Genomic DNA, 21050 nt, shown 5'->3' on the forward strand with positions numbered 1-21050 from the left:
TAAATCGCATTGACCAAAACTTGAACCGATTTAGCAAAACGTGGCATCGGTCAATTCATTCATTTGACTTATACTTGCCTGGGCAATATTATCCCCTGCAACTAATTACTTGCCAGGGCAACTAATGTGAAAAGTACCAGCGATCTGTTCAATGAAATTATTCCATTGGGTCGCTTAATCCATATGGTTAATCAGAAGAAAGATCGCCTGCTTAACGAGTATCTGTCTCCGCTGGATATTACCGCGGCACAGTTTAAGGTGCTCTGCTCTATCCGCTGCGCGTCGTGTATTACTCCGGTTGAACTGAAAAAAGTGTTGTCGGTCGACCTGGGAGCGCTGACCCGTATGCTGGATCGCCTGGTTTGTAAAGGCTGGGTGGAAAGGTTGCCGAACCCGAATGACAAGCGCGGCGTACTGGTAAAACTTACCACCAGCGGCGCGGCAATATGTGAACAATGCCATCAATTAGTTGGCCAGGACCTGCATCAAGAATTAACAAAAAACCTGACGGCGGACGAAGTGGCAACACTTGAGCATTTGCTTAAGAAAGTCCTGCCGTAAACAAAAAAAGAGGTATGACGATGTCCAGACGCAATACTGACGCTATTACCATTCATAGCATTTTGGACTGGATCGAGGATAACCTGGAATCGCCACTGTCACTGGAGAAAGTGTCAGAGCGTTCGGGTTACTCCAAATGGCACCTGCAACGGATGTTTAAAAAAGAAACCGGTCATTCACTAGGCCAATACATCCGCAGCCGTAAGATGACGGAAATCGCGCAAAAGCTGAAGGAAAGTAACGAGCCGATACTCTATCTGGCAGAACGATATGGCTTCGAGTCGCAACAAACTCTGACCCGAACCTTCAAAAATTACTTTGATGTTCCGCCACATAAATACCGGATGACCAATATGCAGGGCGAATCGCGCTTTTTACATCCATTAAATCATTACAACAGCTAGTTGATAACGTGACAACGTCACTGAGGCAATCATGAAACCACTTTTATCCGCAATGGTAACTGCGCTTATTCTCTTCTCCGCGCAGAGCTTTGCGGAACAAACCACGCAGCCGGTTGTTACTTCCTGTGCCAATGTGGTGGTTGTTCCTCCATCGCAGGAACAACCACCGTTTGATTTAAATCACATGGGTACTGGCAGTGATAAGTCGGATGCGCTCGGCGTGCCCTATTATAATCAACACGCTATGTAATTTATTCTGGCCCCGACATCTCGGGGCCTTTTAGCCTCTCACTTTCACGGCTTTACGCCACCGCAAGCCAAATACATTGATATACAGCCCGGTCATAATGAGCACCGCACCGAAAAATTGCAGACCCGTTAAGCGTTCATCCAGCAATAGTGCCGCACTTGCCAGTCCTACTACGGGCACCAGTAACGATAACGGTGCAACCCGCCAGGTTTCATAGCGTCCCAGTAACGTCCCCCAGATCCCATAACCAACAATTGTCGCCACAAACGCCAGATACATCAGAGACAAGATGGTGGTCATATCGATAGTGACCAGACTGTGAATCATGGTTGCGGAACCATCGAGAATCAGCGAGGCAACAAAGAAAGGAATGATCGGGATTAATGCGCTCCAGATGACCAGCGACATCACTGCCGGACGCGTTGAGTGTGACATTATTTTTTTATTGAAGATATTGCCGCACGCCCAACTAAATGCTGCCGCCAGGGTCAACATAAAGCCGAGCATCGCCACATGCTGACCGTTAAAACTATCTTCGATTAACACCAGTACGCCAAAAATCGCTAACGCGATCCCCGCCAGTTGCTTACCGTGCAGCCGTTCGCCAAAAGTAAACGCACCGAGCACAATAGTAAAAAACGCCTGTGCCTGTAACACCAGCGAGGCCAGTCCAGCAGGCATACCAAAGTTAATGGCGCAAAACAGAAAGGCAAACTGCGCAAAACTGATGGTTAATCCATACCCCAGCAGCAAATTCAGTGGTACTTTCGGTCGTGCGACAAAAAAGATGGCCGGAAAAGCGACCAGCATAAAGCGCAAACCGGCCAGCATCAGCGGTGGCATGTTATGAAGCCCCACTTTGATGACCACAAAATTTAGCCCCCATACGACCACTACCAGTAGCGCCAACACCCCATCTTTTCGCGACATTCTACCGCCTCTGAATTTCATCTTTTGTAAGCAATCAACTTAGCTGAATTTACTTTTCTTTAACAGTTGATTCGTTAGTCGCCGGTTACGACGGCATTAATGCGCAAATAAGTCGCTATACTTCGGATTTTTGCCATGCTATTTCTTTACATCTCTAAAACAAAACATAACGAAACGCACTGCCGGACAGCCAAATGAACTTATCTCTGAGACGCTCTACTTGCGCCCTTCTCGCCTCGTCGTTGTTATTAACTATCGGACGCGGTGCCACGCTGCCATTTATGACTATTTACTTGAGTCGCCAGTACAGCCTGAGTGTCGATCTCATTGGTTATGCGATGACAATTGCGCTCACTATTGGCGTCGTTTTTAGCCTCGGTTTTGGTATCCTGGCGGATAAGTTCGACAAGAAACGCTATATGTTACTGTCAATTACCGCCTTCGCCAGCGGTTTTATTGCCATTCCTTTAGTGAATAACGTGACGCTGGTGGTGCTCTTTTTTGCCCTTATTAACTGCGCCTATTCCGTTTTTGCTACCGTGTTGAAAGCCTGGTTTGCCGACAATCTTTCGTCCACCAGCAAAACGAAAATCTTCTCAATCAACTACACCATGCTCAACATTGGCTGGACCATCGGTCCGCCGCTCGGCACGCTGTTGGTGATGCAGAGCATCAATCTGCCCTTTTGGCTGGCAGCTATCTGTTCCGCGTTTCCCATGCTTTTCATTCAAATTTGGGTAAAGCGCAGCGAGAAAATCATCGCCACGGAAACAGGCAGTGTCTGGTCGCCGAAAGTTTTATTACAAGATAAAGCACTGTTGTGGTTTACCTGCTCTGGCTTTCTGGCTTCTTTTGTTAGCGGCGCATTTGCTTCATGCATTTCACAATATGTGATGGTAATTGCTGATGGTGATTTTGCCGAAAAGGTGGTCGCGGTTGTTCTTCCGGTTAATGCTGCGATGGTGGTTACATTGCAGTATTCCGTGGGCCGCCGCCTTAATCCGGCTAACATCCGCGCGCTGATGACAGCAGGCACCCTCTGTTTCGTCATCGGGCTGGTCGGTTTTATTTTTTCCGGCAACAGCCTACTATTGTGGGGTATGTCAGCTGCGGTATTTACTGTCGGTGAAATCATTTATGCGCCGGGCGAGTATATGTTGATTGACCATATTGCGCCGCCAGGAATGAAAGCCAGCTATTTTTCCGCCCAGTCTTTAGGCTGGCTTGGTGCTGCGATTAACCCATTAGTGAGTGGCATAGTGCTTACCAGTATGCCGCCTTTCTCGCTGTTTATCATCTTAGCGTTGGTGATCGTTGCTGCGTGGGTGCTGATGTTAAAAGGAATTCGTGCAAGACCGTGGGGGCAGCCCGCGCTTTGTTGATTTAAGTCGAACACAATAAAAATTTAATTCAGCCTTCGTTTAGGTTACCTCTGCTAATATCTTTCACATTGAGATGAAAATTAAGGTAAGCGAGGAAACACACCACACCATAAACGGAGGCAAATAATGCTGGGTAATATGAATGTTTTTATGGCCGTACTGGGAATAATTTTATTTTCTGGTTTTCTGGCCGCGTATTTCAGCCACAAATGGGATGACTAATGAACGGAGATAATCCCTCACCTAACCGGCCCCTTGTTACAGTTGTGTACAAGGGGCCTGATTTTTATGACGGCGAAAAAAAACCGCCAGTAAACCGGCGGTGAATGCTTGCATGGATAGATTTGTGTTTTGCTTTTACGCTAACAGGCATTTTCCTGCACTGATAACGGATCGTTGACACAGTAGCATCAGTTTTCTCAATGAATGTTAAACGGAGCTTAAACTCGGTTAATCACATTTTGTTCGTCAATAAACATGCAGCGATTTCTTCCGGTTTGCTTACCCTCATACATTGCCCGGTCCGCTCTTCCAATGACCACATCCAGAGGCTCTTCAGGAAATGCGCGACTCACACCTGCAGTCACGGTAATGTTGATATGCCCTTCAGAATGTGTGATGGCATGGTTATCGACTAACTGGCAAATTCTGATACCTGCACGACATGCTTCTTCATCATTAGCCGCTTTGACAATAATGATAAATTCTTCGCCACCGTAGCGATAAACCGTTTCGTAATCGCGCGTCCAACTGGCTAAGTAAGTTGCCAGGGTGCGTAATACTACATCGCCGATTAAATGCCCGTAGGTATCATTAACCAATTTAAATCGGTCAATATCCAACAACATTAAATAAAGATTCAGAGGCTCAGCGTTGCGTAACTGATGATCAAAGGATTCATCAAGAACCCGACGACCCGGCAAACCCGTCAAAACATCCATATTGCTACGGATCGTCAGCAAATAAATTTTGTAATCAGTTAATGCCGCAGTAAAAGAAAGCAACCCTTCCTGAAAGGCGTCGAAATGCGCGTCCTGCCAGTGATTTTCAACAATAGCCAGCATTAATTCCCGACCACAGTTATGCATATGTTGATGGGCAGAATCCATTAGCCGAACGTAAGGTAATTCATCGTTATCGAGTGGCCCCAGATGATCAATCCACCGACCAAACTGGCACAGTCCATAAGAATGGTTATCCGTTATTTCTGGCTTACTGGCATCTCTCGCGACCACGCTGTGAAACATACTTACCAGCCACTGGTAGTGGGCATCGATAGCCTTATTGAGATTTAACAAGATGGCATCAATTTCCGTTGTCTTCTTGATCATTGCCACTCCTTTTTCACAGTTCCTTGTGCGCGCTATTCTAACGAGAGAAAAGCAAAATTACGTCAATATTTTCATAGAAATCCGAAGTTATGAGCCATCTCTGAGATAACATTGTGATTTAAAACAAAATCAGCAGATAAAAAAGTGTTTAATTCTATAAAGTAACTCTGCATTATCGCAATTAAAAGGATGACAAATAGCATAACCCAATACCCTAATGGCCCAGTTGTTCAGGCCATCAGGCTAATTTATTTTTATTTCTGCAAATGAGTGACCCGAACGACGGCCGGCGCGCTTTTCTTATCCAGACTGCCGCTAATGTTGATCATCTGGTCCGGCTGAACTTCTCGTCCATCAAAGACTGCCGCAGGAATAACAACATTAATTTCACCGCTCTTATCGCGAAAAACGTAACGGTCTTCTCCTTTGTGAGAAATCAAATTACCGCGTAGTGAAACCGAAGCGCCATCATGCATGGTTTTTGCGAAATCAACGGTCATTTTTTTTGCATCATCGGTTCCGCGATAGCCATCTTCTATTGCATGAGGCGGCGGTGGCGCTGCATCCTGTTTTAAACCGCCCTGGTCATCTGCCAACGCATAAGGCATGACAAGAAAACTTGCTAATACAATGGCCTGAAATTTCATACTAACTCCTTAATTGCGTTTGGTTTGACTTATTAAGTCTGGTTGCTATTTTTATAATTGCCAAATAAGAATACTGCCAATTGTTATAAGGCATTTAAAATCAGGCAACTAGCTGTCAAATATTCAGAGAATTTTACTCACTAAAGTTAAGAAGAAGATTAAAGAGTCTTAAACTCATTTTCAGAATAATCGGATTTATAAATTTGAAAATTATTATAACGGAAGAGTATACAGAAAAAGTAAATTACCTTTGTAAATAATAGCGTGGACAAACAACAGTGAACATTAATAGAGATAAAATTGTACAACTTGCAGATACCGACACTATTGAAAACCTGACATCCGCGTTGAGTCAAAAACTTATTGCGGATCAATTACGCTTAACTACCGCCGAATCATGCACCGGCGGTAAGTTGGCTAGCGCCCTGTGTGCAGCTGAAGATACACCAAAATTTTACGGTGCAGGATTTGTTACTTTCACCTATCAGGCAAAGATGAAAATCCTCAGCGTAAGCCAGCAATCTCTTGAACGATATTCTGCGGTGAGTGAGAAAGTGGCAGCAGAAATGGCAACCGGTGCCATAGAGCGTGCGGATGCTGATGTCAGTATTGCCATTACCGGCTACGGCGGACCGGAGGGCGGTGAAGATGGTACGCCAGCGGGTACCGTCTGGTTCGCGTGGCATATTAAAGGCCAGAACTACACTGCGGTTATGCATTTTGCTGGCGACTGCGAAACGGTATTAGCTTTAGCGGTGAGGTTTGCCCTCGCCCAGCTGCTGCAATTACTGCTATAACCAGGCTGGCCTGGCGATATCTCCAGGACAGCCATTGGTGGTGTTTATACGTTCAAGCCACGATGTTGCAGCATCGGCATAATCTGAGGAGCCTTACCGCGCCATTGTCGATACAGGCGTTCCAGATCTTCGCTGTTACCTCTGGAAAGGATCGCCTCGCGAAAACGCAGCCCATTTTCACGCGTTAATCCGCCCTGCTCAACAAACCACTGGTAACCATCATCGGCCAACATTTGTGTCCACAGATAAGCGTAATAACCTGCGGCATATCCGCCACCAAAAATATGGGCGAAATAACTGCTGCGATAGCGTGGCGGTATAGCAGGAAGATCCATATTTTCCGCCACCAGCGCCCGCAATTCGAAATCATCGACATCCTGCATTGCTTCGTTTTCTTCCAGGCAATGCCAGCGCATATCGAGAAGCGCGGCGCTAAGCAGTTCGCTCATCTCATACCCTTTATTGAACAGGCTGGCATTACGCATTTTCTGTTGCAGTTCGTCAGGCATTGCTGCCCCGCTCTGATAATGCCGGGCGTAGCGAGCGAATACCTGCGGATACGTTGCCCAGTGTTCGTTGATTTGCGATGGAAATTCGACAAAATCACGCGGCGTGTTGGTACCGGAAAGCGTGGCATAACGCTGGCGGGCAAAAAGGCCGTGCAGCGTATGACCAAATTCATGGAATAAGGTTATCACATCATCCCAGAGTAACAACGCAGGCTCCCCAGCGGCGGGTTTCTGATAATTGCAGACGTTATAAATTACCGGATGCGTTTCATTCAGCGTTGATTGCTCAACAAAATTGCCCATCCATGCACCGCCGCTTTTTGAATCACGGGCGAAGAAATCACCGTAAAATAACGCCAGCCCCACGCCATTATGATCAAAAATTTCCCACACACGAACGTCAGGATGGTAGACAGGAATATCAAAACGTTCGACAAACTTAATACCGAAGAGCTGATTCGCGGTCCAGAATACACCTTCATTCAACACCGTGTTTAATTCAAAATATGGCTTGAGCTGCGCCTCATCAAGATCAAATTTCTCCCGCCGTACCTGTTCGGCATAAAATGCCCAGTCCCACGGCTGCGCGCTAAACCCGCCCTGCTGCTTATCGATAACCGCCTGTATGGAGGCTAATTCATCGCTCGCACGTTGACGCGCCGCTGGAACAATTTCCCGCATAAAGTTGAGTGCTGCTTCTGGCGTTTTTGCCATCTGATCGGCGATTTTCCATGCAGCATAATGAGGGAAACCAAGCAGTTTTGCCTGCTGCGCGCGGATCTCCACAAGCCGTTGAATAATGGCACGGGTATCGTTAGCGTCATTTTTTTCTGCCCGCGTCCAGCCCGCAGTGAATAGTTTTTCACGCGTCGCGCGATCGCGCAGTTCAGCAAGCGCCGGTTGCTGGGTGGTATTCAGCAGCGGAATAAGCCATTTGTTATCCAGACCTTTCTCGCGAGCCGCCTCTGCCGCCAGCGCAATCTCCTGTTCGCTCATCCCAGCCAGTTGCGCAATATCGTCCAGAACCAGACCGCCGGATTTATTTGCCGCAAGTAACCGCTGGTTAAACTGGCTGGTCAGGGTCGCAGCTTCTGTATTAAGAACTTTTAATTTTGCTTTATCAGCTTGTGCAAGTTTGGCTCCGGCAAGGACAAAACGTTGATGAATAACCTCCACCAGGCGAATGGATTCACTATCAAGCCCCTCGGATTCACGGCGCTGCCAGACAGCATCTACTCGCGCGAATAATTCACCGTTCAGATAGATATCATTAGCCAGTTCTGCCAGTTCAGCGGAAAACTGCTCATCAAGACGCTGTAATTCATCATTGGTATGCGCCGCAGTCATCGCAAAAAAAACGCTGGTGACGCGGGTCAGCAGTTCCCCACTCTGCTCCAGTGCCAGAATAGTATTGTTGAAATCAGGTGTTTGCGGGTTGAGCGCAATGGCGGCAATTTCGGCCCGCTTTTGCTGCATTCCCTCATCAAATGCCGGTCGATAGTGATGATTGGCAATTTGATCAAAATGGGGAGCCAGATACGGCAGTGTGCTTTGCACAAGGAAAGGATTCATTGTTGTCATTTTCTTCTCCTGAACGCGAGGTGTTCCATAGCGTAGGCTTACTGATAACGGAGTGCAATCTTGCAAACCAGTATTACCCGCTCTTAAGCATCACGTGCTATGTTATTGACACACAAAAGCGTTGAGGAACAGTGAGATGATCGTTTTAGTAACTGGAGCAACGGCAGGTTTTGGTGAATGCATTACTCGTCGTTTTATTCAACAAGGGCATAAAGTTATCGCCACTGGCCGTCGCCAGGAGCGGTTGCAGGAGTTAAAAGACGAACTGGGTGATAATCTGTATATCGCCCAACTGGACGTTCGTAATCGCGCCGCTATTGAAGAGATGCTGGCATCGCTTCCTGCCGAGTGGTGCAATATTGATATCCTGGTAAACAATGCCGGTCTGGCGCTGGGCATGGAACCTGCGCATAAAGCCAGCGTTGAAGACTGGGAAACGATGATTGATACCAACAACAAAGGCCTGGTATATATGACGCGGGCCGTCTTACCGGGTATGGTTGAACGTAATCATGGTCATATCATTAACATTGGCTCCACGGCAGGCAGCTGGCCGTATACTGGTGGTAACGTTTATGGTGCGACGAAAGCGTTTGTTCGTCAGTTCAGCCTTAATCTACGCACAGATCTGCACGGTACGGCAGTACGTGTCACAGACATCGAACCGGGACTGGTGGGTGGCACCGAGTTTTCTAATGTCCGCTTTAAAGGTGATGACGGTAAAGCCGAAAAAACCTATCAAAACACAGTTGCATTGACGCCAGAAGATGTCAGCGAAGCCGTCTGGTGGGTGTCAACGCTGCCTGCTCACGTCAATATCAATACCCTGGAAATGATGCCGGTTACCCAAAGCTATGCCGGACTGAATGTCCACCGTCAGTAATTTTTATACCCGGCGTAACTGCCGGGTTATTGCTTGTCACAAAAAAGTGGTAGACTCATGCAGTTAACTCACTCACAAGCAAGAACGAATGACCGTCGAAACGCAACTTAATCCCACACAGCCTGTCAATCAGCAGATTTATCGTATTCTTCGCCGCGACATTGTCCATTGCCTGATTGCACCAGGCACACCGTTGTCGGAAAAAGAAGTTTCTGTTCGTTTCAATGTGTCACGCCAGCCGGTTCGTGAAGCCTTTATTAAACTGGCGGAAAACGGCCTGATTCAAATTCGTCCGCAGCGTGGCAGCTACGTCAACAAAATTTCCATGGCCCAGGTGCACAACGGCAGTTTTATCCGTCAGGCCATTGAGTGCGCGGTGGCGCGTCGGGCGGCGAGCATGATTACCGAAAGCCAGTGCTACCAACTGGAACAAAATCTTCACCAGCAACGCATTGCCATTGAGCGCAAGCAACTGGATGATTTTTTTGAACTTGATGACAACTTCCATCAACTCCTGACGCAGATTGCCGACTGTCAACTGGCGTGGGATACCATTGAGAACCTGAAAGCGACCGTTGATCGCGTGCGCTATATGAGTTTCGACCACGTTTCTCCACCAGAAATGCTGTTACGCCAGCATCTTGAGATTTTCTCTGCCCTGCAAAAACGTGATGGCGATGCGGTAGAACGTGCAATGACGCAACATTTGCAGGAAATCAGCGAATCCGTGCGCCAGATCCGCCAGGAAAACAGCGACTGGTTTAGCGAAGAGTAATTCATTTCCTCTCATCCCATCCGGGGTGAGAGTTTTTCCCTCCGTCATATGGCTCATGCATGCATCAAAAAAGATGTGAGCTTGATCAAAAACAAAAAATATTTCACTCGACAGGAGTATTTATATTGCGCCCGTTACGTGGGCTTCGACTGTAAATCAGAAAGGAGAAAACACCTATGACGACCTACGATCGTAACCGTAACGCAATCACCACTGGCAGCCGTGTTATGGTTAGCGGCACCGGTCACACTGGCAAAATCCTGTCGATTGATACTGAAGGTCTGACCGCTGAGCAAATCCGCCGCGGAAAAACCGTCGTTGTTGAAGGTTGTGAAGAGAAACTGGCACCTCTGGACCTGATTCGTCTCGGCATGAACTAAGCGTGTGAATGCCGCCGATGGCGGCATTGCTTTTTTTACTTCACGGAATATTTCGCCACGGTCGCTTTCGCGCCATGCGCTAATAAAGACAAGTACGCTTCCGTTACTTTTGTCGTAAACAAACTATTGCCTGGTAAATTATCACCAAAGATCGCCTTAATTGCCAGCAATGACTGGACGCGCGCTGTCCCTTCAGCACTACTTTGTACTGCCTTCTGAATAACAGGTAACAGTGGGTCACTGATTTCTATCTGATTTCCCTGTTCATCAACACCACCGACATAACGCATCCAACCCGCGACGCCCAGCGCCAGCAGATCGAACTTGCTGTCATGCGCCAGATGCCAGCGAACAGAATCCAACATCCGCTGTGGCAATTTCTGGCTGCCATCCATCGCAATCTGCCAGGTTCGATGGCGTAACGCTGGATTACTGTAGCGTTCAATTAGTCGATCCGCATAATTTTGCAGATCCACGCCCTGCACTTTCAGCGTCGGCGCCTGTTCCTGCAACATCAAGGCATGTGCCGCACGGCGATAATTTTCATCTTCCATGCAGTCATTAATGTGCTGATATCCCGCAAGATATCCAAGATACGCCAGGAATGAATGACTGCCGTTGAGCATGCGCAACTTCATCTCTTCATAAGGCAGCACATCACTAACCAGTTCGGCTCCCGCTTTTTCCCATTCCGGACGTCCGGCAACAAAGTTATCTTCTATTACCCACTGGCGGAAAGGTTCACAGGCAACGCCAGCAGGATCGCGCACACCGGTAAGTTGTTCGATTTTCGCCAGCGTATCCTCTGTCACTGCGGGCACAATACGGTCCACCATTGTTGATGGGAAAGTCACGTTTTCTTCGATCCATTGTGCCAGTTTTACATCAACAGCTTGCGCGTAGGAAGTGACAACGTCACGCATAACATTACCGTTTTCTGGCATGTTGTCACATGACATGACGGTAAATGCGGGAAGTCCTGCCGCTTTACGGCGAGCCAGCGCCTCAACAATCACCCCTGTTGCAGTTTTCGGCTGGTGGGGATTTTGCACGTCGGCAACGACCATCGGGTGATCGAGCATTAACTGTCCGGTCGCCGGAGAGTGGAAATACCCTTTTTCGGTGATTGTCAGAGAGACAATCGCGATTTGCGGTTCACACATCGCAGCCAGCACGGTTTCTAAGCCATCTATTTGTATGTGCAAGGCTTTTTTAACGACGCCAACGACGCGAGCCGTCCACGCATCGGCCGACATTTCCGCAACGGTATAAAGATTATCTTGCTGTTGTAAATCGGCAATTTGCTGTTCGCCGCCGATTAAATTGACCTCATAATATCCCCAGTCACTGAAATGTTCCGTAGCAAGAATATCGGCATACACGCCCTGATGCGCACGGTGAAATGCACCAAAGCCTAAATGAACAATTCTTGGGGCCAGGTTATTACGATCATAAACAGGGAGCGTCGCTTTTGCTGATAACAAATTATTTCCCATAACAATTCCTTAAATTTAAATATGGCAAGCTGCATGTTTTGTTATATGAATAAAAAATCCCCTCTCCGGTAAGAGAAGGGATGGAGGATTTACAGACTTCTTGAAGGTTGCGCAGCTGTTACAACACGCGGTTGATCTTCCGCGGCATCTTCCAGTGCACTTAAATCACGGTCTTTCACTTCTGGCATTTTCAGCGCAGAGATTAAACCAATCACTGAATATGCCATGATCATAATGGCGATCGGATACCAGGATTCCGTCATGGTGCAGAAAATACCCGCCAGGATAGGACCAAAACCGGAAGCGATAAGACCACCAATTTCTTTAGAAATGGCCATCCGGGTAAAGCGATTTTTACAGCCGAACATTTCTGCCATGGTAATGTTTTCCAGAGCAAATAATCCCAGCACCGCACAGTTATGAATCACAATCAGTGCAACCATAATGGTGCTCGGGGCATAGCTTTTATCTACGATGATAGAAAGCATTGGCCACGCCAGCACAATCGCAGAGGTATTCATAATAATATACGGGATCCGGCGACCAATTTTATCGGATAACCAACCAAGGAACGGAATGGTCATAAAGCCGAGAATCGAACTGATCATCAATGCATCTGTTGGAATTGCTTTGTTAAACAATAACGTCTGCACTAAATAGCCTGCAAGGAAAGTCTGAATTAAACCTGAGTTACCAGCCTGACCAAAACGCAGCCCTGTTGCCAGCCAGAAGGATTTGCTCTGGAACATGCTACCAGCAGGTGCAGGTTTTGCTGTCGGTTGGTTGCTGTCGTTAACCTTCTCAAAGACCGGGCTTTCTTTCAGATTCATACGCAACCAGATAGCAAAGACCATCACGACAACGCTCGCCAGGAACGGTATACGCCATCCCCACGCCAACAGTTCCTCTTTACTGAGAATGAAGAACATAAAGGCCCAGATTGCCGTTGCGCTCAAGGTTCCGCAGTTAGTCCCCATAGCAACAAATGAGGAGATAATTCCGCGCTTACCTTTTGGCGCATATTCCGCCAGCATCGTACCGGCACCGGAAATTTCCGCGCCTGCCCCCAGCCCCTGAATAATACGCAGCGTCACCAGCAAAATTGGCGCAAACACACCAATTTGTGCATAGGTCGGCAGCACACCAATTAAGGTGGTACAGATCCCCATCATAGTGATGGTAATAAAGAGCACTTTTTTACGCCCGATTCTGTCGCCCATTTTGCCGAAAATAAATGCTCCGACAATACGCGCCACATAACCTGCACCGTAGGTTCCCATTGCCAGAATTAACGCCATTGCCGTTGATGATTCAGGAAAAAATATTTCATGAAACACTAACGCTGCGCCGAGCGAATATAACTGGAAATCCATGAATTCAAGCGCAGTGCCCAGCCATCCCGATACTGCTGCTTTCACCAAATCCTTAGTGCTTCTTTCGTGTTTTTCTATTGTCATAATGGTTATCTCTAAAAAAGAGGTAAGATGCGTACTACTTACTCGCCGTTATTGGTATTATTCAGAAAAAGTGAGTAAGACTTTGCAGCAATGCTTTTGATCCTGTTCAAATAAACTAATGGCATCAGCAACATGCTGGAAATCAAACGTATGGGTAATTAGTTTTTCTGGTTTAATTAACCCTTTACTTAACCAGTCGATAACGACCGGGAATTTATTTGCATTTAAGCGTGAAGAGAAAATAGAGAGTTCTTTTCCGGTAATTCCTTGCTGAATCACTTCAGACGGTTCACTGGAGAAGCCCATCAATACAATACGTGCCGCTGGAGAAGCCAGCGTTACGGCTTCTTTCAGGATTGAAGGATGACAAGCCGCATCGATAATTAATGTCGGCTTTATGCCTTTTTCAGCGAAAATCTCGCCAAGCGGTGTCTGGCTGTTATTAATCGCCCAGTCTGCCCCGCTCTCTTTCGCTTTTTCCAGTCGTTCATCAATGCGATCGGCAACAATCACATTCTTAACGTTATAGACGCCTTTTAATACCTGAACGATCGTCAGGCCGATTGGACCTGCACCGTAAACCAGAACGGTATCATTTTCAGTCGGTTGACCATGACCGGTAACGTTAGCCGCAATGGTAAAAGGTTCGATCATCACCGCATATTGATCGGCCACTGCTTCAGGAATTTTCCACGCATTTTTTGCCGGCACCACTGCATATTCACTGAAACCACCGTCAGCGTGCACACCTAATACAGCCAGTGTCGTACAAACGTTCGGCTTACCTATAGAGCACGGATAGCAATGCCCACAGCTGACCACCGGATCGACAGCAACGCGTTCACCGACTCTGTCGCTTTCCACGCCTTCACCCACTGCATCAATGACGCCAAAGAATTCATGTCCAATGACGCGCGGATATTTCGCAAAAGGATTATGCCCACGATAAATATGGCTATCTGAACCACAAATTCCGGCAAGTTTCACTTTTACTCGTACTTCACCCGCTGACGGGGTGGGTATTTCGCGTTCGATAATTGCCAGTTGATTCGGTTTTTCAATTAAAATGCTTTTCATTATCTTACTCCTTACCAGTTCCACAGCGTGCCATCTTCCAGACGTGCGACTGGCAGATAAGCAGGTTCATAGGGATATTTCGCCGCCAGCTTTTCATCGAATTCGATGCCAAGACCTGGTTTATCGCCCGGATGCATATAGCCGTTATCGAAAGTCCAGTTGTGCGGGAAGACTTCAAGCATTTGTTCGGAATAACCCATGTATTCCTGGACACCGAAATTGGGGACCCACAGATCAAAGTGCAGCGCTGCAGCCATGCAGACTGGCGACAAATCGGAAGGACCGTGTGAGCCAGTACGTACCTGATACAGCGAAGCAAAATCGGCAATCCGGCGCATACCGGTAATCCCCCCCGCGTGAGTCAGCGTGGTGCGGATATAGTCGATAAGTTGTTCTTCAATCAGCTGTTTGCAGTCCCAAATGCTGTTGAAGACTTCACCCACTGCAATTGGCGTGACGGTGTGTTGGCGAATCAGGCGGAAGCATTCCTGGTTTTCCGCAGGCGTCGGGTCTTCCATCCAGAACATGCGATAATCTTCAATGCTTTTACCAAAGCGTGCTGCTTCAATAGGCGTTAAGCGATGGTGCATGTCATGCAGCAAATGTTCATTAAAACCAAACTTGTTACGTACCGCGTCAAACAATTTCGGCATGAAATCGAGGTATTTCTCCGTCGACCACAGCTGCTCTTCCGGCCACTGTCCTTTGGTTGCGGGTTCATAAGCCAGACCTTTGCCTTTCGACATGCCGTAGGTGGTTTTCATACCAGGGATTCCGCACTGCACGCGGATGGCTTTGAATCCCAGCTCCTGATGACGGGCATAATCATCCAGAGCTTCATCAATACTGTGACCGGTGGTATGGCAATAAACCATCACCCCTTCTCGAGACGCGCCGCCGAGTAACTGGTAAAGCGGCATGTTGGCAGCTTTGGCTTTAATATCCCACAGCGCCATATCAACCGCTGAAATGGCCGACATCGTCACCGGACCGCGACGCCAGTAAGCACCTTTATAGAAAAACTGCCAGATATCTTCGATACGCTGTGCATCGCGACCAATAAGCTGCGGACAAAGGTGATCCTGCAAATAAGAGGCCACGGAAAGCTCACGTCCATTGAGGGTGGCATCCCCAAGGCCCGTAATACCGTCCTCAGTGGTGATTTTTAATGTGACGAAATTACGCCCCGGACAGGTAACAAAAACTTCAGCCTTTACGATTTTCATGTTCGATTCCTTGCATCGCTTGTCGTGATGCATGAAATCTACGCAACTGAGCTACTACCATACAAGTATGAAGATCAAAAAAGGCCGGAGTGATCACAAAAAAAAGCGTATATTTGCGCCGTGAATGGTTGACAAAAGATGAAATAGAATACCTTTTGTCAGCTGACACTTCCTTGTATCTTATTGATAAAATGGATTTATGTCCTTACGCGCGCCCCCAGCCCGCAACAATGATCAACATGCCGCAAAGCGCAATCAACGTCCCCGTCCAGTCATAAAGACTTAACTTCACGCCATCCACAACGCGCAGCCAAATCAACGCCGTGCAGACATAAACGCCACCATAAGCCGCGTAAACACGCCCACTCGCCGCAGGATGCAACGTTAACAACCAGACAAATAGCGCCAGTGAAATCCCCGCCGGAAGCAACAGCCAGATACTGGCGTTTCGTTTTAACCACAACCAGGGCAGAAAGCATCCAATAATTTCACACAGCGCAGTAGCAAAAAATAGTAACGTTGTTTTAATCATCTTTGTCACTTATTGACATCATGTATAGTTATAGGACGACATAATATCATCAATATAAACATCCTCCTGGTACGTTTTGCGTTCGCAGTGGATGGTGTAGAATCACCTTTAATCATTCATACAGGGAATGAATTATGAAAATTACTCTCAGCAAACGAATTGGCCTGCTCGCTTTTCTGCTGCCTTGCGCACTGGCATTGAGCACAACGGCCCATGCCGAAACTAACAAACTGGTGATTGAGTCTGGCGACAGTGCACAAAGCCGCCAGCACGCAGCAATGGAAAAAGAACAATGGAATGACACGCGCAATCTGCGACAGAAAGTGAATAAACGCACTGAAAAAGAGTGGGATAAAGCCGACGCCGCTTTTGATAACCGCGATAAATGCGAGCAAAGTGCCAACATCAATGCCTACTGGGAGCCAAATACATTGCGCTGCCTGGACCGTCGAACTGGCCGCGTTATTACCCCCTAACCTGTTATTGATTTAAGGAATGTAAGGACACGTTATGCCAAGCGCCCACAGTGTTAAGCTACGTCCGCTGGAGCGTGAAGATTTACGCTATGTACATCAACTCGACAATAACGCCAGTGTGATGCGTTACTGGTTTGAGGAACCCTACGAAGCCTTCGTTGAACTCTCTGATCTGTATGATAAGCATATTCACGATCAGAGCGAGCGGCGCTTTGTGGTGGAATGTGACGGCGAAAAAGCCGGTCTGGTGGAGCTGGTGGAAATTAACCATGTCCATCGCCGCGCAGAATTTCAGATAATTATCTCCCCGGAGTATCAGGGGAAAGGTCTGGCAACGCGTGCCGCAAAATTAGCAATGGACTATGGCTTCACCGTTCTCAATCTCTATAAGCTGTATCTGATCGTCGATAAAGAGAACGAAAAAGCAATTCACATTTACCGCAAGCTTGGCTTTACGGTTGAAGGTGAATTGATGCATGAGTTCTTTATTAATGGTCAATATCGGAATGCCATTCGCATGTGCATATTCCAGCATCAGTATCTGGCAGAGCACAAAACACCGGGTCAGACTCTCCTGAAGCCGACCGCACAATAGCATTAATAATAATCGATAGTATTTTTGATGGTATAAACCCGTTCGACGGCGGGTTTTACTCCTTCATCAACAATGATTAGCTGACAGTCCACCGGATTGGCGTGACTGTCATATTCACAGCTCTGTTTTACATTACCTACCCGTTGATTATTCAGTAAAGTAACCGCGGTGTAATCTAATTTTTTGATCGGATCCGTTGATGGCGTGGCGCTGACAGATAATGTTTTGTCGTTACTTTTCGTGGTTTTACCCAGCGGATACCCCTGCTCATCATAGCGATATTCCATCTGCATTTGTTTGCTGCTGGCTTTAATCACGAAGCCATTATCATCGGTTTCCCAACTCACCCCGGCAGAAGGTAATTCTGCTAGCTGGCATTTTCCCTGTAAACGTACTCTTTTCTCCAGCGTCTGGGCATCACGGTAATAATTGGCGTCCAATACCAGGGCAACCACGGTATTATTTTCCAGATCCAGTAATTCGAGTGAATCAAAACAGCCTTCTTCCGACAAAGTCCCCGAAACACGTTTCGTCACTTCACCTTGCTCATCCATTAATGTCTGAGTGAAATCTTTTACCGGACCACGCAGCGGATCAAAATCGAATTCATTAGAGAAACTGGCCATCTCAGGGGTAAATGAAAGTGTTACCTCTGTGCGGTCACATCCTGTGAGTAATATCGCGAGTAAGCATGGCAGTAATTTGTATTTCACAACAGTCACCAGACAGTAGAGATGATTCTCAATCATAGTAGCAAATACAGTACTTTACACGTTAAATGCTATGCTTAAAGAAGTTATATTCGCGTAAGGAGCTTATGATGAAACTCTCAACTTGCTGTGCCGCGCTTCTGCTCGCACTCACCTCACCCGCGGTACTCGCCGTCCCGGTTTCCTGTGAGCGCATAAAGAGCGATATATCACAGCGTATTATCAATAATGGCGTACCTGAAAGCAGCTTCACGTTAAGTATTGTACCCAATGACCAGGTTGATCAGCCTGATTCCCAGGTCGTCGGGCATTGTGCTAATGATACGCATAAAATTCTCTATACCCGCACCACCAGCGGTAACGTCTCTGCCCCCGCGCAGTCTACCCAGGATGGCGCGCCTGCCGAACCGCAGTAACACATTATTGATTAAACGCCGGATTCAACAGGTCCGGCGATATGAACATACAACATAATCCCGCCTTATTACTCATACCCTTCTATTGATATGGATTAATAATTCTTAACCCAAAATGGGTAGACTCCCTCTATTGTTAGCGCGCTAAATATTCAATATATAAACTTTTATATAACGATAAAGAACAGGGAGTGAGTTATGTCCAAAAATGAACAAATGGTGGGCATCAGCCGCAGAACACTCGTTAAATCTACCGCGATAGGTTCTCTGGCGCTGGCTGCAGGCGGTTTTTCTTTACCGTTCACCCTGCGCAGTGCAGCGGCAGCGGTACAACAGGCCAGCGAAAAAGTGGTCTGGGGTGCCTGTTCCGTCAACTGTGGTAGCCGCTGTGCACTTCGTCTACATGTTAAAGATAATGAAGTCACTTGGGTGGAAACTGACAACACCGGCAACGACGAGTATGGCAATCATCAAGTACGCGCCTGTTTGCGCGGTCGGTCCATCCGTCGACGTATTAATCATCCCGATCGCTTGAATTACCCAATGAAACGCGTGGGCAAACGTGGCGAAGGCAAATTCGAACGGATTAGCTGGGATGAAGCCCTGGATACTATCGCCAGTAGCCTGAAAAAAACCGTCGAACAATATGGCAATGAGGCTGTTTATATTCAGTACTCTTCGGGGATCGTTGGCGGCAATATGACCCGCTCTTCGCCATCAGCCTCGGCGGTCAAACGCCTGATGAACTGCTACGGCGGTTCACTCAATCAGTATGGCTCCTATAGCACCGCGCAAATTTCCTGTGCCATGCCCTACACCTACGGCAGTAATGATGGCAACAGCACCTCGGATATTGAAAACAGCAAGCTGGTCGTGATGTTTGGTAACAACCCGGCAGAAACCCGCATGAGCGGTGGTGGGATCACTTATCTGCTTGAAAAAGCGCGCGAGAAATCGAACGCAAAAATGATTGTTATCGATCCGCGATATACCGACACGGCTGCCGGTCGTGAAGACGAATGGCTTCCTATTCGCCCGGGCACTGATGCCGCGCTGGTAGCAGGCATTGCCTGGGTATTGATTAACGAAAATCTCGTTGATCAACCTTTTCTCGATAAATACTGCGTCGGTTATGACGAAAAAACCTTACCCGCAGATGCACCAAAAAATGGCCACTATAAAGCCTATATTCTTGGTGATGGTGACGATAAAACAGCAAAAACGCCGCAGTGGGCTTCGCAAATTACCGGTATCCCGGTGGACCGTATCATCAAACTGGCGCGTGAAATCGGCACAGCAAAACCCGCTTATATTTGCCAGGGTTGGGGACCGCAACGCCAGGCAAACGGCGAGCTGACTGCACGCGCTATTGCGATGTTGCCTATTCTGACGGGCAATGTCTGCATCAGCGGCGGAAATAGTGGCGCGCGTGAATCCACCTATACCATTACCATAGAACGCCTGCCGGTGCTGGATAGTCCGGTCAAAACATCAATCTCCTGCTTCAGCTGGACAGATGCTATCGATCATGGCCCGCAAATGACGGCAATCCGCGACGGCGTCCGCGGCAAAGATAAACTGGATGTGCCCATTAAGTTCATCTGGAACTACGCGGGAAATACCCTGGTTAATCAGCATTCTGACATTAACAAAACGCATGAAATTCTGCAGGACGAATCGAAATGCGAAATGATTGTGGTCATCGAAAACTTTATGACCTCATCGGCAAAATATGCCGACATTCTGCTGCCAGACCTGATGACCGTTGAGCAGGAAGATATTATTCCTAACGATTACGCCGGTAACATGGGATATCTCATTTTCCTCCAGCCAGTCACCAGCGAAAAATTCGAACGCAAACCGATTTACTGGATCCTAAGTGAAGTCGCGAAACGTCTTGGCCCTGACGTCTACCAAAAATTCACTGAAGGCCGCACTCAGGAACAATGGTTACAACATCTGTACGCCAAAATGCTTGCCAAAGATCCGGCGTTACCGTCTTACGACGAACTGAAAAAAATGGGTATCTATAAGCGTAAAGATCCCAATGGTCATTTTGTCGCCTACAAAGCATTTCGTGACGACCCCGAGGCAAATCCACTTAAAACGCCTTCCGGTAAGATTGAAATTTATTCCAGCAAGCTGGCGGAAATTGCCCGTTCCTGGGAACTCGAAAAAGATGAAGTAATAAGCCCACTGCCGGTTTATGCCTCAACCTTCGAAGGCTGGGACGCCCCTGAACGTAGTACCTTCCCGCTACAACTGTTTGGTTTCCATTACAAATCTCGTACTCACTCGACCTACGGCAACATTGATGTCCTGAAGGCAGCCTGCCGTCAGGAAGTGTGGATCAACCCTATAGATGCACAGAAACGTGGGATTGCCAACGGCGATATGGTGCGGGTGTTTAACCATCGTGGCGAAGTTCGGCTACCAGCCAAAGTGACACCACGCATTCTCCCTGGAGTTAGCGCTATGGGCCAGGGAGCCTGGCACGAGGCCAATATGTCTGGCGATAAAATCGACCACGGCGGCTGTGTGAATACGCTAACCACTCTGCGCCCTTCACCACTGGCGAAGGGAAACCCGCAGCACACTAATCTGGTCGAGATCGAAAAAATATAACCCACTACAA

24 protein-coding genes are annotated in these 21050 nt (G+C 47.6%); 14 read left to right on the forward strand and 10 right to left on the reverse strand.

Annotated features, from left to right (window positions below; all coding sequences use genetic code 11):
* Nucleotides 1-126: 126 nt before the first annotated feature.
* The 3 genes from marR to marB are packed head-to-tail and all read left to right on the forward strand — an operon-like array spanning nucleotide 127 to nucleotide 1215.
* Nucleotides 127-561, forward strand: a complete 435-nt coding sequence (gene marR, locus BEB42_RS16285) for a multiple antibiotic resistance transcriptional regulator MarR (RefSeq protein WP_000843424.1) — start codon at nucleotides 127-129, stop codon at nucleotides 559-561.
* A gap of 20 nt (nucleotides 562-581) precedes the next feature.
* The gene (gene marA / locus BEB42_RS16290; protein ID WP_000091199.1) at nucleotides 582-965 is read left to right on the forward strand and encodes an MDR efflux pump AcrAB transcriptional activator MarA; all 384 of its coding nucleotides are present in this window, start codon (nucleotides 582-584) and stop codon (nucleotides 963-965) included.
* A 31-nt stretch (nucleotides 966-996) separates the two neighbouring features.
* A complete protein-coding gene (gene marB, locus BEB42_RS16295; RefSeq protein WP_088541881.1) occupies nucleotides 997-1215 on the forward strand; it encodes a multiple antibiotic resistance protein MarB in 219 nt (72 codons plus the stop codon).
* Nucleotides 1216-1245: 30 nt separating this feature from the next.
* On the opposite strand, the gene eamA is transcribed toward marB, so the two are convergent.
* Nucleotides 1246-2145 carry an O-acetylserine/cysteine exporter gene (gene eamA / locus BEB42_RS16300; protein WP_000087195.1) on the reverse strand — a complete coding sequence of 300 codons (900 nt, stop codon included), beginning with the start codon at nucleotides 2143-2145 and terminating at the stop codon, nucleotides 1246-1248.
* A 194-nt stretch (nucleotides 2146-2339) separates the two neighbouring features.
* Here eamA and ydeE point away from each other — a divergent pair, with 194 nt between their 5' ends.
* The 3 genes from ydeE to mgtT all read left to right on the forward strand — a co-directional run bounded on the left by ydeE (nucleotide 2340) and on the right by mgtT (nucleotide 3853).
* Complete coding sequence (gene ydeE, locus BEB42_RS16305; protein WP_105267459.1) at nucleotides 2340-3527, forward strand: efflux MFS transporter YdeE; 1188 nt, start codon at nucleotides 2340-2342, stop codon at nucleotides 3525-3527.
* A 126-nt stretch (nucleotides 3528-3653) separates the two neighbouring features.
* Nucleotides 3654-3749, forward strand: a complete 96-nt coding sequence (gene mgtS / locus BEB42_RS16310) for a protein MgtS (RefSeq protein ID WP_000901367.1) — start codon at nucleotides 3654-3656, stop codon at nucleotides 3747-3749.
* Nucleotides 3749-3853, forward strand: a complete 105-nt coding sequence (gene mgtT / locus BEB42_RS26755; RefSeq protein ID WP_211180496.1) for a protein MgtT — start codon at nucleotides 3749-3751, stop codon at nucleotides 3851-3853. Before mgtS ends, mgtT begins: the two co-directional genes overlap by 1 nt.
* 114 nt (nucleotides 3854-3967) lie before the next feature.
* Here the strand turns inward: mgtT and dgcZ are convergent, their stop codons facing one another.
* Nucleotides 3968-4858, reverse strand: coding sequence for a diguanylate cyclase DgcZ (dgcZ, locus tag BEB42_RS16315; protein ID WP_000592808.1), 891 nt, complete (start codon nucleotides 4856-4858; stop codon nucleotides 3968-3970).
* 254 nt (nucleotides 4859-5112) lie between these two features.
* Nucleotides 5113-5505, reverse strand: a complete 393-nt coding sequence (gene ydeI, locus BEB42_RS16320; RefSeq protein WP_000671737.1) for a YdeI family stress tolerance OB fold protein — start codon at nucleotides 5503-5505, stop codon at nucleotides 5113-5115.
* Between the two features lie 278 nt (nucleotides 5506-5783).
* Between ydeI and BEB42_RS16325 the strand changes: the two genes are divergently transcribed.
* Nucleotides 5784-6302, forward strand: a complete 519-nt coding sequence (locus BEB42_RS16325; protein WP_105267460.1) for a 2-oxo-tetronate isomerase — start codon at nucleotides 5784-5786, stop codon at nucleotides 6300-6302.
* 44 nt (nucleotides 6303-6346) lie between these two features.
* On the opposite strand, the gene dcp is transcribed toward BEB42_RS16325, so the two are convergent.
* Nucleotides 6347-8392: a peptidyl-dipeptidase Dcp gene (gene dcp / locus BEB42_RS16335; RefSeq protein WP_105267461.1), complete on the reverse strand. Its 2046-nt coding sequence runs from the start codon at nucleotides 8390-8392 to the stop codon at nucleotides 6347-6349.
* A gap of 136 nt (nucleotides 8393-8528) precedes the next feature.
* Here dcp and ydfG point away from each other — a divergent pair, with 136 nt between their 5' ends.
* The 3 genes from ydfG to ydfZ all read left to right on the forward strand — a co-directional run bounded on the left by ydfG (nucleotide 8529) and on the right by ydfZ (nucleotide 10430).
* Nucleotides 8529-9275: a bifunctional NADP-dependent 3-hydroxy acid dehydrogenase/3-hydroxypropionate dehydrogenase YdfG gene (gene ydfG / locus BEB42_RS16345; RefSeq protein ID WP_096305759.1), complete on the forward strand. Its 747-nt coding sequence runs from the start codon at nucleotides 8529-8531 to the stop codon at nucleotides 9273-9275.
* 88 nt (nucleotides 9276-9363) lie between these two features.
* Nucleotides 9364-10050 carry a DNA-binding transcriptional regulator rspR gene (gene rspR / locus BEB42_RS16350; protein WP_000215540.1) on the forward strand — a complete coding sequence of 229 codons (687 nt, stop codon included), beginning with the start codon at nucleotides 9364-9366 and terminating at the stop codon, nucleotides 10048-10050.
* Nucleotides 10051-10226: 176 nt separating this feature from the next.
* Nucleotides 10227-10430 (forward strand): putative selenium delivery protein YdfZ, encoded by a 204-nt coding sequence (ydfZ, locus tag BEB42_RS16355; protein ID WP_000214712.1) that lies wholly within the window; start codon nucleotides 10227-10229, stop codon nucleotides 10428-10430.
* A 35-nt stretch (nucleotides 10431-10465) separates the two neighbouring features.
* Here ydfZ and BEB42_RS16360 read toward each other — a convergent pair whose 3' ends face one another.
* The 5 genes from BEB42_RS16360 to BEB42_RS16390 all read right to left on the reverse strand — a co-directional run bounded on the left by BEB42_RS16360 (nucleotide 10466) and on the right by BEB42_RS16390 (nucleotide 16218).
* Entirely contained in the window at nucleotides 10466-11926 is a 1461-nt protein-coding gene (locus tag BEB42_RS16360) for a mannitol dehydrogenase family protein (protein ID WP_105267462.1), read from the reverse strand.
* An 89-nt stretch (nucleotides 11927-12015) separates the two neighbouring features.
* Nucleotides 12016-13383: an MHS family MFS transporter YdfJ gene (gene ydfJ / locus BEB42_RS16370; protein WP_000151245.1), complete on the reverse strand. Its 1368-nt coding sequence runs from the start codon at nucleotides 13381-13383 to the stop codon at nucleotides 12016-12018.
* Nucleotides 13384-13440: 57 nt separating this feature from the next.
* On the reverse strand, nucleotides 13441-14460 hold the full coding sequence (locus BEB42_RS16375) for a Zn-dependent oxidoreductase (RefSeq protein ID WP_000836045.1): 1020 nt from the start codon (nucleotides 14458-14460) through the stop codon (nucleotides 13441-13443).
* Between the two features lie 11 nt (nucleotides 14461-14471).
* Nucleotides 14472-15686, reverse strand: coding sequence for a starvation-sensing protein RspA (rspA, locus tag BEB42_RS16380; protein ID WP_001354684.1), 1215 nt, complete (start codon nucleotides 15684-15686; stop codon nucleotides 14472-14474).
* 205 nt (nucleotides 15687-15891) lie between these two features.
* The gene (locus BEB42_RS16390; protein ID WP_105267464.1) at nucleotides 15892-16218 is read right to left on the reverse strand and encodes a YnfA family protein; all 327 of its coding nucleotides are present in this window, start codon (nucleotides 16216-16218) and stop codon (nucleotides 15892-15894) included.
* A gap of 134 nt (nucleotides 16219-16352) precedes the next feature.
* On the opposite strand from BEB42_RS16390, the gene BEB42_RS16395 reads away from it, so the two are divergent.
* Both BEB42_RS16395 and speG read left to right on the forward strand, forming a co-directional pair.
* On the forward strand, nucleotides 16353-16694 hold the full coding sequence (locus tag BEB42_RS16395) for a DUF1283 family protein (RefSeq protein WP_000705193.1): 342 nt from the start codon (nucleotides 16353-16355) through the stop codon (nucleotides 16692-16694).
* Between the two features lie 34 nt (nucleotides 16695-16728).
* Nucleotides 16729-17289, forward strand: a complete 561-nt coding sequence (gene speG / locus BEB42_RS16400; RefSeq protein ID WP_001138584.1) for a spermidine N1-acetyltransferase — start codon at nucleotides 16729-16731, stop codon at nucleotides 17287-17289.
* A gap of 2 nt (nucleotides 17290-17291) precedes the next feature.
* On the opposite strand, the gene BEB42_RS16405 is transcribed toward speG, so the two are convergent.
* A complete protein-coding gene (locus BEB42_RS16405; RefSeq protein WP_077760064.1) occupies nucleotides 17292-18002 on the reverse strand; it encodes a YnfC family lipoprotein in 711 nt (236 codons plus the stop codon).
* 107 nt (nucleotides 18003-18109) lie between these two features.
* On the opposite strand from BEB42_RS16405, the gene BEB42_RS16410 reads away from it, so the two are divergent.
* Nucleotides 18110-18415, forward strand: coding sequence for a DUF1161 domain-containing protein (locus tag BEB42_RS16410; RefSeq protein WP_105267465.1), 306 nt, complete (start codon nucleotides 18110-18112; stop codon nucleotides 18413-18415).
* Nucleotides 18416-18613: 198 nt separating this feature from the next.
* A complete protein-coding gene (gene ynfE, locus BEB42_RS16415) occupies nucleotides 18614-21040 on the forward strand; it encodes a selenate/tellurate reductase subunit YnfE (RefSeq protein WP_105267466.1) in 2427 nt (808 codons plus the stop codon).
* The last annotated feature ends 10 nt before the right edge of the window (nucleotides 21041-21050 follow it).

The organism is Escherichia sp. MOD1-EC5990 (genome assembly GCF_002965285.1).
GTDB classification, from domain to species: Bacteria; Pseudomonadota; Gammaproteobacteria; order Enterobacterales; family Enterobacteriaceae; genus Escherichia; species Escherichia coli_F.